The following is an 11,919-nucleotide window of genomic DNA, read 5'->3' as shown; positions in this document are numbered from 1 at the left end:
GGGACCCTATAGCTGGTGTGATCGTTGAAAGTGTCGGGACAGCCTTACCGCTCCCGATCACTGCGCGACGACCGCGATGATCGCATTTTGTTCTCCACCACCGCCGCGTGCGGGTGTAGGCTAAGTGCTTGCCGATTCGAACGAACCGGAAACGAACAGGAGTGGCGTGACGATGGATTTCAGCAACGACCGGGGCGCGACGGCCGACACCATCGAAGCAACGGCCGCACCCGCCGCCAAGGCCGCGCCGATCGCGCTCGACAGCCGCTCGGTCGCGCCGCAGCCCTATGCGCTGGAGGTCGACCATAGCCGCGACGCGCTGCTGACCGATTTCGGCAAGGAGACGCTGAACGACCGTTACCTGCTGCCGGGCGAGTCGTATCAGGACCTCTTCGTCCGCGTCGCATCCGCCTATGCCGACGATGCCGCCCACGCGCAGCGCATCTACGACTATATTTCGCGTCTGTGGTTCATGCCCGCGACGCCCGTGCTGTCGAACGGCGGCACCGGTCGCGGCCTGCCGATCAGCTGCTACCTCAACTCCGTGCCCGACAGCCTCAACGGCATCGTCGACACCTGGAACGAGAATGTCTGGCTCGCCTCGCGCGGCGGCGGCATCGGCACCTATTGGGGCAACGTCCGCGGGATCGGCGAACCGGTCGGCCTGAACGGCAAGACCAGCGGCATCATCCCCTTCGTCCGCGTGATGGACTCGCTGACGCTCGCGATTTCGCAGGGTTCGCTGCGCCGCGGTTCGGCCGCCTGCTACCTCGACATCTCGCACCCGGAGATCGAGGAGTTCCTCGAAATCCGCAAACCTTCGGGCGATTTCAACCGCAAGGCGCTGAACCTGCACCACGGCGTGCTGATCCCCGACGCCTTCATGGAGGCCGTCCGCGACGGTGCCGAGTGGATCCTGCGGTCGCCCAAGGACCAGTCGGAGCGTGGCAAGGTCGATGCCCGCGCGCTGTTCCAGAAGCTGGTCGAAACCCGCCTCGCCACCGGTGAGCCGTACATCGTGTTCGCGGATCACGTGAATTCGACGATGCCCGCGCATCACCGCCAGCTCGGGCTGAAGGTTTCGACCTCCAACCTGTGTTCGGAAATCACGCTGCCGACTGGCAAGGATCACCTCGGCAACGATCGCACCGCCGTCTGCTGCCTGTCGTCGCTGAACCTCGAGACGTGGGATCAGTGGAAGGACGAGAAGGGCTTCGTCGAGGACGTGATGCGCTTCCTCGACAACGTCCTGCAGGATTATATCGACCGGCACGAGCCCGGCATGGAGCGGGCCGCCTACAGCGCCGGCCGCGAGCGGTCGGTCGGCCTCGGCGTCATGGGCTTCCACTCCTTCCTTCAGGCGCGTGGCATCGCGTTCGAGGGGGCGATGGCCAAGTCGTGGAACCTGCGCATCTTCAAGCAGATCAACGCGCAGGTGAACGAGGCGTCGATGCAGCTCGCCGTCGAGCGCGGCCCCTGCCCCGACGCCGCCGATGTCGGCGTGATGGAGCGGTTCAGCTGCAAGATGGCGATCGCCCCCACCGCATCGATCAGCATCATCTGCGGCGGCACCAGCGCCTGCATCGAACCGATCCCGGCCAACATCTACACGCACAAGACGCTGTCGGGCAGCTTCTCGGTCAAGAACCCGTATCTGGAAAAGCTGCTGAACGAGAAGTCGAAGAACACCGAGGCGGTGTGGAACTCGATGCTCGAAAACGGCGGCTCGGTGCAGCATCTCGACTTCCTCTCGCAGGAGGAAAAGGACTGCTACAAGACCAGCTTCGAGATCGACCAGCGCTGGCTGCTCGAACTCGCCGGCGACCGCACGCCCTACATCGATCAGGCGCAGTCGCTGAACCTGTTCATCCCCGCCGATGTCGAGAAGTGGGACCTGCTGATGCTCCACTTCCGCGCGTGGGAACTGGGCATCAAGTCGCTCTATTACCTGCGCTCGAAATCCGTCCAGCGCGCCGGCTTCGCGGGCGGCGTCGAGGCGGACAACACCATCGCCAAGCCGAAGTTCGAGCTGGAAAGCACGGACTACGACGAGTGTCTGGCGTGTCAGTGAGGTGGACGGCGATCACCCTCTAATCCCCTCTCCCCTTGTGGGAGAGGGAGGGGCCCGCGCCGCGCAGCGGCGTGGGAGGGTGAGGGGGAATGCGGATGGGCTGACCAAGCGCCAGCTGCTTCCTCCCGACGCCGTAAACCGATCGCGTACTCTGAGGCGCGAGGCTGGCGAGCCGGAGCGGCGATTATGGGCGGCGCTCAGGTCATCGGTGCCGTCACTGAAGTTCCGCCGTCAGGTGCCGTTCGGGACCTATCACGCCGACTTCTGCTCGCATGCCGCAAAGCTGATCGTCGAAGTGGACGGCGACGATCACGCCATGCGGGTAACCACGGATGCCATCCGCACCCGCTTTCTCGAAAACGAAGGTTATCGCGTGATCCGCTTCGCCAATTCTGACGTGATGGACAACATCGACGACGTGGTGACGTTGATCGCGGCCGCAGCTCCTATGCAAAAGGGCCGCCTATGACGGACGGCCCCCTCACCTTCCCGCTGCCAATGGCAGCGGGCCCCTTCCTCTCCCACAAGGGGAGAGGAGGAACGACGTCACTCGGCTTCTTCGAACATATCCACCGCGTTCTGCCCGGTCGCGCTCAGGCGCACCGTGTCGCCCTCGATCTCCGCGATCAGGCCGATCGGCAGATAGTGATGCTTCTGCCCCTGCCCGTCCTCGGTGGACGGCGAGTCGTTCTTGGTCAGCTTGATGCGGTCGCCATCGACGTGATCGACGGTCCCGACATGCACGCCGTCCGCACCGATCACTTCGGCATGTTCCTTGATCTGGCTTACGTCGACCATTCGTCTTCTCCTCTAATGGGTTCCGCTGCCGAACGCATGGAAGGGAAGTTGGTCGCATGAGCTATAACGTCGTCGTGATGTACGTCGTCGCCGCGGTGCTGGGCATCGCCGGTGTCGTCCTGTTGCTGCGCCTGCGCGGCAACCTGTCGGAGCGTCAGGTCTATGCCTATCGCATGATCGGCATCATGGCCGCCTCCGCCGGCATCGTCCTCGCCATGTCCGCCACCGCGATGTGGCGGTGGAGCATGGCCATATGAATTCCGCCCTTTCCCCCTTCCCCCTGTTCGCACCGGAGTAATCCCCATGTCCCTCCTTCACGCCTCCAAGCAGTACAAGCCGTTCGAATACCCCTGGGCGTTCGAGTTCTGGAAGCGTCAGCAGCAGCTCCACTGGCTCCCCGAGGAAGTGCCCTTGGGCGAGGATTGCCGCGACTGGGCGCAGAAGCTGACCGATCACGAGCGTAACCTGCTCACCCAGATCTTCCGCTTCTTCACGCAGGCGGACGTCGAGGTGCAGGATTGCTACCACGAGAAATACGGCCGCGTGTTCAAGCCGACCGAGATCAAGATGATGCTGACCGCGTTCAGCAACATGGAGACGGTCCACATCGCCGCCTACAGCCACCTGCTCGACACGATCGGCATGCCCGAGAGCGAGTATGGCGCCTTCCTCGAATATGCCGAGATGAAGGAGAAGCATGACTACATGCAGAACTTCGGCGTCGACAGCGACGAGGACATCGCCCGCACGCTCGCCATGTTCGGCGGCTTCACGGAGGGCGTGCAGCTCTTCGCCAGCTTCGCGATGCTGATGAACTTCCCGCGCTTCAACAAGATGAAGGGCATGGGCCAGATCGTCACCTGGTCGATCCGCGACGAGTCGCTGCACTGCGAGGGCATCATCAAGATGTTCCACACCTTCTGTCAGGAGCGCCAGTGCCTGACCAAGGCGGTGAAGGACGACATCGCCGACGTGTGCCAGACCACGATCCGGCTCGAGGACAATTTCATCGACCTCGCGTTCGAAATGGGTCCGGTCAACGGCATGACGCCCAAGGAGATCAAGAAGTACATCCGCTTCATCGCCGACTGGCGCATGGGCCAGCTCGGCCTGAAGCCGATCTACATGATCGACGAGCACCCCCTGCCCTGGCTCGCGCCGATGCTCAACGGCGTCGAGCACGCCAATTTCTTCGAACAGCGCGCCACCGAATATTCGAAGGCCGCGACCAAGGGCCAGTGGAACGACGTCTGGGACTCGTTCGACAAGCGCCAGAAGGCGAAGATCATCCGCCCGACGGAGCAGGATCTGGGTCTGCAAACCGGCGACATGTTCTCGCGGGCTGGGGTTGCGGCGGAGTAATACGATGAAGATCATCACGCTCTACAACCACAAAGGTGGCGTTTCGAAAACGACTACGACGTTCAACTTAGCGCACCTTTTAGCTGAACGTGGCGGTAGAGTGCTGGTGGTTGACGCAGATCCTCAGTGTAATTTGACCGAGTTGTTAATTTCGCAGACGATCCAAGAAGCAGACACAAAGGAAGCGGATACTGGGGTTCCGCAGCCGCTTCCGGGATCTACTATCTTGGAAGCGCTAAGACCAAGGATAGATGGAGACGTCCCAGAGGTGGACATCGATTCGGTCGAACTGATACCGGTTTCGCCTAATATGCTTCTACTCAGAGGTGATGTTAATTTAAGCGATATTGAAGATTCGTTAGCCGAAGCCCATACCCAAAGATTTTCTAATAAAACTCACGAAAAACGAACTTATGTAGCGATGGGATCGTTTATAGAGAGGTTGGCCGTAAAGCACTCTATTGATTACGTTCTAATCGATGTAGGTCCGAGTTCCGGCGCCCTGACACGCGCATGCTTTTTAGTCTGCGATGGTTTCTTCGTTCCGTCTATGCCTGATCGGTTTAACGTTCAAGCAATTGGTACTCTATCTACGATCCTTAGGCGCTGGATAAGTGAGCACCAGCAGATATATGCATCTTTTATCGATCAAGGACTACCGATCAGACCAGGCACGCCGCTCTTTCTCGGAATTATTTCTCAAAACTTCAAAATGATTAGCGGCAAACCCAAAAAGAGCTACGAACTGTGGATATCTCGCATGCCGGGTCGATACTCGGACAAGCTAAAGCCTGCACTAGACGGGGCGATTGAGGGCGTGTCACTTTCTCAAGGCATTACCGCCGAAGATTGCATCGTCGCAAAAATTCCTGATTTTGTTGGCTTGGCGCCGCTAATGCAGGAAACTGGAAAGCCAGTCTTTGGTATAGAAAAGAATGACACTCGCATCGTGAACGAAGGTCATCCTTGGCAAGGAAAGGTTTGGGATCAAGCCGTTGAAAGAATGACTAGCTACAAGTCTGAGCTTTCTCGGCTAGCCGAACGGGTGGAGACACTTTCTTGATTGGTTTGAGCTTCGTCGCCTTTGTTGATATTCTTGGCTTTGGCGAGATGGTGGTAGCGGACTATGAGAACGCCGCTCCCGGGACAACATATCTTCCTAGCCTAAAGGCGGCCATCCACACCGCCTTAGCAAGCGCCACATCAATAAATTCGAAGATAACTCAGTTTTCTGACAGCATAGTTGTATCGTCGCCGTTTTCGACGAGTTGCGAAGAATTCGAACAGCACCTGCGATTAGTGCGTGACTTACAAAGCCTTCTTTTTAACGCAGGTATTTTATGCCGCGGCGGAATAAGTCATGGCCGGCACTTCCATGATGAGACTTTGCTGTTCAGCCAAGGATTGATTGATGCATATAGGCTGAAAAGCCAAGTAGCGACCGATCCTAGAATTGTTGTTTCCGGCGAAACATTGGACCTTTTGTATCCTACCGGTGCAAAGCTCGACTTTCTTATACGTGATGTTGATAATGAGGCTTTCTTAGACTATTTAGGACATCTAGACGGAAACCATGTTTCCGGAATATTAGAAAAGTTCCGACCTTCTTTAACGAAGTCAAGTCCACGTGTTCGTAGCAAAACAGCTTGGCTTTATCGCTATGCGAATTTCTGCCATGAAGAAATCATGTTACCTGAGCTTATCACGATGCGTAGATCAAATAATACCTGAGTCCTCACTCCACCACTGCCTCACTCCCTGCAAAGCCCTGCCGCGTAATTCCTGCGCGCTTCACCTCGGCCAGCACCTAGTCGAAGCGGTCGTAGCGCGCCTCCGGGCCGGTCCGCATCACCAGCAGCGCAGCGGGGTCCGCGCGCAGCGCCTTGCAAACGCAAACCCTGCTGGACGACAGTTGGACCCATAGGCTGAGACAAAGTGGAACTCACTGGTCAAACCCCACCCTCACCGCCCCCGTCTCACCGGCACCGAGAAGTCCGCCGGTTTGTCCGCCACCCAGCGCAGGAAGCGCGCGATCGCGGGGTGGTCGCGCAGGACCGCCGGGTCGGCATAGGCCCGCGCCAATTCCCCGTTCGGCAGCGTCGCGTGGATCGTGCGGTGGCAGATCGGGTGGACCGGGGCGGTGACGCGGCCGCCTTCGCTCTTGGGCACCAGATGATGCCACTCCACCCGCGCGCCCAGCGGCCGCTCGCACAGCGCGCAGGTCGGCGGCGGTGCGGCTTCGGCGGCGGCGCGGGCTGCGGCCGCCGCCAGTCCCGCCTTGCGCTTCACCCTGCCCGTCATGCCCTGTCCATCATGCCCCGAATGTGGGTAGCCGCCGGGGTGCGGGGAAGAGGTATCGCTCACCCCGCACCCGACAGGCTCCCCTTCCCGCGGGGAGGGGTTGGGGGAGGGCTTCGCCGCGAGCGATGTCGATGCGGTGTCAGCCCAGCCCTGCGCGTTCGGAACCTGGTGGCTTCAAGGAAGAGCTCTCCACCAGCGGTATGGCCAAAATTCCACCCCACCCCGACCTCCCCTTGCCGGGGAGGGAGAAGGACGGAACCCCCAGCCCCTCACTCCACCATCCGCTCGTTCCCCACGAAGCCCAGCCGCGTGATGCCGGCGCGCTTCACCACGGCCAGCACCTGATCGAAGCGTTCGTACCGCGCCTCCGGATCGGTGTTCATCACCAGCAGCGCCTTCGGATCCGCCTTCAGCACCGCCAGCCGCGCCGGCAGGGCCGTGTCGCTCGTCGCCACGCCGTCCAGCACCGCGACGCCGCTGCGGCTCAGGTCCAGCCGATGCTCGATACGGGGCTCGGTCGTGCCGCCGGGCGCAGGCAGGTCGATCGTCACCTTATGCAGCGTCGTCGGCAGGATCATGATCATCATCACCAGCAACACCAGCATCACGTCGATCAGCGGCGTGATGTTCAGCCCGCTGATCGGCTCGCCGATACCGGAGGCGGTGGCACCGCGGGCGGAAGCATAGGGGGAGGCGAAGGAACGTGAGCGTGACATCTGACGATCTCCCGATGAAGGTGATGATATTGCATCACGTCATCGGTGCGCCGTCAAGCGTCTCCAACATTCTCCATGCCTCGCTGTCCTACACCGGATGAGCCGCGTAAATGGTCCGGCTCCTCGACAAGGGCGGGAGCCGATCGTGAGCGTCGACAGCATCCGGGCCACCACCACCAAAACGCCGCATTGGACTAACCTTAGCCTAACCTTCCGATCCGAGGCAGACACCAATCTGCCGGCATCCGGTTCGTTAACCGCTGATCTGGCAGGACATTGCGGTGCCGATGTCCCGCCTGTTCCGCAGCCGCTGGTCCGCGCTCCTCTGGGCCGGCGGGATCGTCTGGACCGCCTATGACGTCGCCGACTCCGCCCCGCGCGAACAGGCCGGCACCAATAGCTCGGGCAACGCGACGATCACCGACGCCGCGGGGGAAGCGGTCGACGCCGCCGACCTCATCGCGGTCGCCAACGCGGCGGGGCTGTAGCGCGCACGAAAAAGGCGGGGCGCGACCATCGTCGCGCCCCGCCCCGTTCCTCGCCGAAGCGACGGTGCGACTAGAAGTGGAACACCGCGCCGGCCATCGGACGGAAGCTGTCCGCGCCGCCGAAGGTCGAAACCTCGAAGCGGAAGCGCACGCCGGCGTTGCCGGTGATGCCCGCCAGACCGATGTCCTTCGGACCGACCTCGGCACCGACGCCGTAGGTGATCGCGTGGAAGTCACGGCTGTTGTTGCCGAAACGGTCGAAGTTCACCCACTGGTAGCCGACCTTGCCGTAGAACAGGCCGCTGTCGCCGGCGCGGAAGCCGAAACGACCCGCTGCGCCATATTCCCAATCGATGTCGCCCGACACGCCCTTGGCGGCGTTACCCTCGACACCGACGAACACCGGCCCGAGCGGAACGTTCACGCCGACGATGCCCTGCACCAGGCTGCCGTCCAGCTTGTTGCCGCCGATCGGGGTCGCGGGAATGCCGTGACCCGGGTTGCGGTCGAAGCCTTCCCAGCCGCCCAGCACGGCGACGTAGGGCTCGATGCCGAATGCGCGGGTGCCGTCCGGCGCGCGCGCTGCGTCGGCGGGAATGGTGTCGTCCTGCGCGAAGGCGGGAACGGCGGCGGTGACTGCCAGAAGGGCGGCGGCGAGGGAGAGCTTACGCATCGAAAATGGCCTTGTTGGTTTAACTATCCGGTCGGTGTCGGGGTCGATCCAGACCCGATCCAGGCATGCAGAAGCGTTCAGTGACAGGTTTGTTGCAGCGCAATGTTTCGAGCGGCGGCGCTTTTCGGCCTGTGTTGCCGGAACGACACGGTTCCTGTCACGCAGGTGAATAAACCATGTCAAAAGCGAGGCTTTCCGCCATTTCCGCCATGTTCCCGCCACATCGATCGCGGTCGGCGACGCGGCGCTAGACCGTGCGGCAGCGCACTATGGAGCCGCCAGGAACCGACCAATCGGCATCGCGGCCCTTGCCGCGCAACAGCGCGCCGTCACCCGAATAGGCGATCCCCGACGCCGCCCGCTGCTGCTCCAGGCGCCAGGTCGCACGCCCGGACGTCGCCACCGCCGTCTGTCGCCGATTGTCGAACGCGACGCTCAGGATCGCCCCGCCGCCGCAGCGATAGGTCGCGGCAGCGCGTGCGGGCATGGCCGGCGACAATTCGACGCGATCGATGCGCCAGCGACCGGTCGTGGCAGGCTCGCGGATCAACGCCGCCTCGCCGACATAGAGTTGCTGCACACCCTTGGCCGGGGTCGCGACGATCTCCAGCGGCACGGCCATGTCGTCGGTCCGGCCGTCCGGCACGGCGCGCCCGACCTCCGCCATGAAACGGTCGTAGCCGCGGCGCTCACCCTCCAGCCGGTGCGCCGACGCCGGGTCACGCCACGCCGCGCGGGCCGCATCCCAGCGCCGGTCGAGCAACGCCGCGAACATGCCGCGGACGACATCGCCCGCCGCTTGCTCGTCGGCGGGGATGGGTGCCACCGCCGAGTAATTGCCGATGTCCGCGACCGCGTCCCTGGCGACGGCGGACAGGTCGACGGTGTTGCTCGCCACTGCGGCGGACTCCACCCCGTTCGTACAGCCGGCCGCGACGATGCTAATCGCGGCCGATGCGATGCCGATCAGGGCGCTGCGCACCCCGTCAGGGTTTCAGCGCGACGTCGTCGGCGTCGTCGAGGTCTTCGTCATCGTCGATGCTGCCGTCGTCCAGTTCCTCCTGAACGTCGTCCTCGTCGATGTCATCCTCGTCCATCTTCACCGACGCGTCGGTCTCGCCGACCTCGTCGTCGGTCATGTCGAGATCGTCGATCGGCTCACCCTCGCTGTCCTCGTCGCCGAGATCCGGGTCGAGGTCGGTCAGGACGATACCGTCGGTCGGGCCGTTGCGCGTGGCCTCCAGGATCTCGGCACGCTGGCTCTCGTCATAGCCTTCCTCGTCCCAACCGTCGTCGCCGGTGCCGTGGCCGGGAATCTGCTGACCGCCCATGTCGTCGTCCTCTTCTTGATCTGTGCAAGGTCGAACGGCGGGATCGGCGTGGCGGTTCCGTTGCCTAGGCGCGGAACAATCGGCCGCGCTCGATCACGGCGACCAGCGCGAGCGCGATCACGCCGGCGATCAGGAAGCCTGCGACCATCGGCACGACCGACCCGTCGAACGCCTGCCCGATGACGGCGCCGATCAGGACACCGGCGGTGATGCTGATAAAGCCCTGCACGCTTGAAGCGGTGCCGGCGATCGCGCCCATATTCTCCATCGCCATCGCGGAGAAGTTGGACGACGCCAGCGCAAAGCTCGCCATCGTAATTGCCTGCAACACGGAAAACGCGATCAGCGAGTCCATCCCCAGTCCGGCGAGCGTCCAGTGCAGCGCGCCCGTCGCGATCAGCGCCACCAGCGCGCTCTGGGCGATCCGCCGGGTGCCCAGCCGCATCACGATCCGCGCGTTGAGCAGGTTCGCCGCCGCCATCGTCGCCGCCGTCCCCGCAAATACCGCGGCGAGCAGCTGCGGGTGGCGGAACACATCGAACATGATCTGCTGAATCGTGTTCAAATATCCGTACAATGCCCCCAGCAGCATCGTCGCGGCCAGCGTGTAGCCGATCGACTGCCGGTCGGTCAGCGCGGTGCGCCACCCGGCGACGATCCGCCGCGGGTGGATCGGCAGCGCCGCCTCCGGCCGCAACGTCTCCGGCATGCGCAAGCCCAGCCACGCGAACATCACCGCCCCCGCCCCGGCGATCACCCAAAAAATCGTCCGCCAGTCGCCGAACAGCAGCACCGCCTGCCCCATCGACGGGGCCAGCACCGGCACGATCATGAACACCATGAACGCAATCGACATGACGCGCGCCATCGCCCGGCCGTGATAACAGTCGCGAACCAGCGCGATCGTCGCGACCCGGGTCGCCGCGACGCAGGCCCCGCCGGCCACTCGCGCCACCAGCAGCAGCGTGAAGCTGCCCGCCACCGCCGCGGCGGCATTGGCGACGACATAGCCCGCCAGCGCGAACAACAGCACACGCCGCCGCCCATACCGGTCCGCCAGCGGCCCGTGCACCAGATGCGCGACGCCGAACCCGCCGAGGAATGCCGACACCACGAACTGCCGGTCGTTCGCGCTCGCCACGCCCAGCGCCTCGCCGATCGCGGGCAGCGCCGGCAACATCGCGTCGGTGCCCAGCGCACCCAGTGCCATCAGCGCCGCGACCAGCGCCACGAATTCGGCAAAGCCTATGGGCGCGCCGAGTGGCTCCACCGGAAGATCCGGCGCGGGGTGGGTCTGATCTGACATGATGCCCGCCCGTACCCATTCCTCGCCCGTCGCGGAACCCCGGCCGTTCATGACATCGCTGGGACAGCCTCTTGCCGACCGTCGCGCGCATCGCCACGGTAGTTGCATCCGATGACCATGCTCGATCCCCACCTCGTCCTCGGCGCCTATTCGGTCGGCGTCTTCCCGATGGCGGACGCGCGCGATGCGGACGACGTGTATTGGGTGGAGCCGCGCCGCCGCGCAATTCTCCCGCTGGATGGTTTCCACCTGTCGCGCTCGCTGCGCCGCCGGATCGCCGCCGATCGCTTTCGGGTCACCGCCGACGCCGACTTCCAGGCCGTGCTGCGCCTCTGCGCCGAAAGCGCCACCGACCGGCCGGAAACGTGGATCAGCACCGCGATCGAACGCGTGTTCCTCGATCTGCATGCTCGCGGTTACGCGCATTCGGTCGAATGCTGGGACGGCGACCGGCTGGTCGGTGGCCTCTACGGGCTGGCGCTGGGTCGCGCGTTCTTCGGGGAAAGCATGGTCAGCCGCGCGACCGACGCGTCGAAGGTCGCGCTCGCGTGGCTGATCGCCCGCCTGCGCGTCGGCGGGTTCACCCTGCTGGATTGCCAGTTCCAGACCTCGCACCTCGCCTCGCTCGGCGCGGTGGAGATCGACCGCGACGATTACGTCGCGTTGCTGGGCACGGCGCTTTCGACCGGCGCGTCGTCGTCGGCGGGGCCATCGTTCCCTAAGTCCGCAGCCGGGGCCGCCGACTTCGGCGCACTCGAACGCCTGGTCGATGTCAGCGCTTCTGTATCCGCACCCTTATCGGGAAAGGACATCGTGCAGCTTTTGGTCCAAACGTCGTAGATCGGGTGCTGCACGACGTTCAGGCCCGGCCGC

The 11,919-nt window shown here is 63.4% G+C and carries 15 protein-coding genes; 8 read left to right on the top strand and 7 right to left on the bottom strand.

All coding sequences use genetic code 11. The annotated features are described in order from the left end of the window. Nucleotides 1-172: 172 nt before the first annotated feature. Together ILT43_RS08785 and ILT43_RS08780 are read left to right on the top strand one after the other, a co-directional pair. The gene (locus tag ILT43_RS08785; protein ID WP_204198580.1) at nucleotides 173-2,071 is read left to right on the top strand and encodes a ribonucleoside-diphosphate reductase subunit alpha; all 1,899 of its coding nucleotides are present in this window, start codon (nucleotides 173-175) and stop codon (nucleotides 2,069-2,071) included. A 1-nt stretch (nucleotide 2,072) separates the two neighbouring features. Beyond that, a complete protein-coding gene (locus ILT43_RS08780; RefSeq protein ID WP_318293476.1) occupies nucleotides 2,073-2,540 on the top strand; it encodes an endonuclease domain-containing protein in 468 nt (155 codons plus the stop codon). Between the two features lie 77 nt (nucleotides 2,541-2,617). On the opposite strand, the gene ILT43_RS08775 is transcribed toward ILT43_RS08780, so the two are convergent. Beyond that, nucleotides 2,618-2,869 (bottom strand): DUF2171 domain-containing protein, encoded by a 252-nt coding sequence (locus tag ILT43_RS08775; RefSeq protein ID WP_204198578.1) that lies wholly within the window; start codon nucleotides 2,867-2,869, stop codon nucleotides 2,618-2,620. A 56-nt stretch (nucleotides 2,870-2,925) separates the two neighbouring features. On the opposite strand from ILT43_RS08775, the gene ILT43_RS08770 reads away from it, so the two are divergent. From ILT43_RS08770 to ILT43_RS08755, 4 genes are read left to right on the top strand one after another with little or no spacing between them, the layout of a single operon-like run. After that, nucleotides 2,926-3,126 carry a hypothetical protein gene (locus ILT43_RS08770; protein ID WP_204198577.1) on the top strand — a complete coding sequence of 67 codons (201 nt, stop codon included), beginning with the start codon at nucleotides 2,926-2,928 and terminating at the stop codon, nucleotides 3,124-3,126. A 46-nt stretch (nucleotides 3,127-3,172) separates the two neighbouring features. Beyond that, entirely contained in the window at nucleotides 3,173-4,231 is a 1,059-nt protein-coding gene (locus ILT43_RS08765; protein ID WP_204198576.1) for a ribonucleotide-diphosphate reductase subunit beta, read from the top strand. 4 nt (nucleotides 4,232-4,235) lie between these two features. After that, complete coding sequence (locus ILT43_RS08760) at nucleotides 4,236-5,294, top strand: ParA family protein (protein ID WP_204198575.1); 1,059 nt, start codon at nucleotides 4,236-4,238, stop codon at nucleotides 5,292-5,294. Then, nucleotides 5,291-5,962 (top strand): hypothetical protein, encoded by a 672-nt coding sequence (locus ILT43_RS08755; protein ID WP_204198574.1) that lies wholly within the window; start codon nucleotides 5,291-5,293, stop codon nucleotides 5,960-5,962. Before ILT43_RS08760 ends, ILT43_RS08755 begins: the two co-directional genes overlap by 4 nt. A 231-nt stretch (nucleotides 5,963-6,193) precedes the next feature. Here the strand turns inward: ILT43_RS08755 and ILT43_RS08750 are convergent, their stop codons facing one another. Both ILT43_RS08750 and ILT43_RS08745 read right to left on the bottom strand, forming a co-directional pair. Further along, nucleotides 6,194-6,532, bottom strand: a complete 339-nt coding sequence (locus ILT43_RS08750) for a hypothetical protein (RefSeq protein ID WP_204198573.1) — start codon at nucleotides 6,530-6,532, stop codon at nucleotides 6,194-6,196. 269 nt (nucleotides 6,533-6,801) lie between these two features. Next, nucleotides 6,802-7,248: an ExbD/TolR family protein gene (locus ILT43_RS08745; RefSeq protein ID WP_204198572.1), complete on the bottom strand. Its 447-nt coding sequence runs from the start codon at nucleotides 7,246-7,248 to the stop codon at nucleotides 6,802-6,804. 287 nt (nucleotides 7,249-7,535) lie between these two features. On the opposite strand from ILT43_RS08745, the gene ILT43_RS08740 reads away from it, so the two are divergent. Continuing rightward, nucleotides 7,536-7,736: a hypothetical protein gene (locus ILT43_RS08740; RefSeq protein ID WP_239474441.1), complete on the top strand. Its 201-nt coding sequence runs from the start codon at nucleotides 7,536-7,538 to the stop codon at nucleotides 7,734-7,736. Between the two features lie 70 nt (nucleotides 7,737-7,806). Here the strand turns inward: ILT43_RS08740 and ILT43_RS08735 are convergent, their stop codons facing one another. The 4 genes from ILT43_RS08735 to ILT43_RS08720 form a co-directional block, all read right to left on the bottom strand. Beyond that, nucleotides 7,807-8,409: an outer membrane protein gene (locus ILT43_RS08735; RefSeq protein WP_204198570.1), complete on the bottom strand. Its 603-nt coding sequence runs from the start codon at nucleotides 8,407-8,409 to the stop codon at nucleotides 7,807-7,809. Nucleotides 8,410-8,656: 247 nt separating this feature from the next. Continuing rightward, nucleotides 8,657-9,391: an MliC family protein gene (locus ILT43_RS19775; RefSeq protein ID WP_204198569.1), complete on the bottom strand. Its 735-nt coding sequence runs from the start codon at nucleotides 9,389-9,391 to the stop codon at nucleotides 8,657-8,659. A gap of 4 nt (nucleotides 9,392-9,395) precedes the next feature. Beyond that, nucleotides 9,396-9,740 carry a hypothetical protein gene (locus ILT43_RS08725; protein WP_204198568.1) on the bottom strand — a complete coding sequence of 115 codons (345 nt, stop codon included), beginning with the start codon at nucleotides 9,738-9,740 and terminating at the stop codon, nucleotides 9,396-9,398. 64 nt (nucleotides 9,741-9,804) lie between these two features. Then, the gene (locus ILT43_RS08720) at nucleotides 9,805-11,046 is read right to left on the bottom strand and encodes a multidrug effflux MFS transporter (RefSeq protein WP_204198567.1); all 1,242 of its coding nucleotides are present in this window, start codon (nucleotides 11,044-11,046) and stop codon (nucleotides 9,805-9,807) included. 111 nt (nucleotides 11,047-11,157) lie between these two features. Here ILT43_RS08720 and aat point away from each other — a divergent pair, with 111 nt between their 5' ends. Beyond that, nucleotides 11,158-11,886 carry a leucyl/phenylalanyl-tRNA--protein transferase gene (gene aat, locus ILT43_RS08715; RefSeq protein WP_204198566.1) on the top strand — a complete coding sequence of 243 codons (729 nt, stop codon included), beginning with the start codon at nucleotides 11,158-11,160 and terminating at the stop codon, nucleotides 11,884-11,886. Nucleotides 11,887-11,919: the final 33 nt, after the last annotated feature.

This window comes from Sphingomonas longa (genome assembly GCF_016892685.1).
Classification (GTDB): domain Bacteria; phylum Pseudomonadota; class Alphaproteobacteria; order Sphingomonadales; family Sphingomonadaceae; genus Sphingomonas; species Sphingomonas longa.
This window is presented reverse-complemented; position numbering and strand designations above follow the sequence as displayed.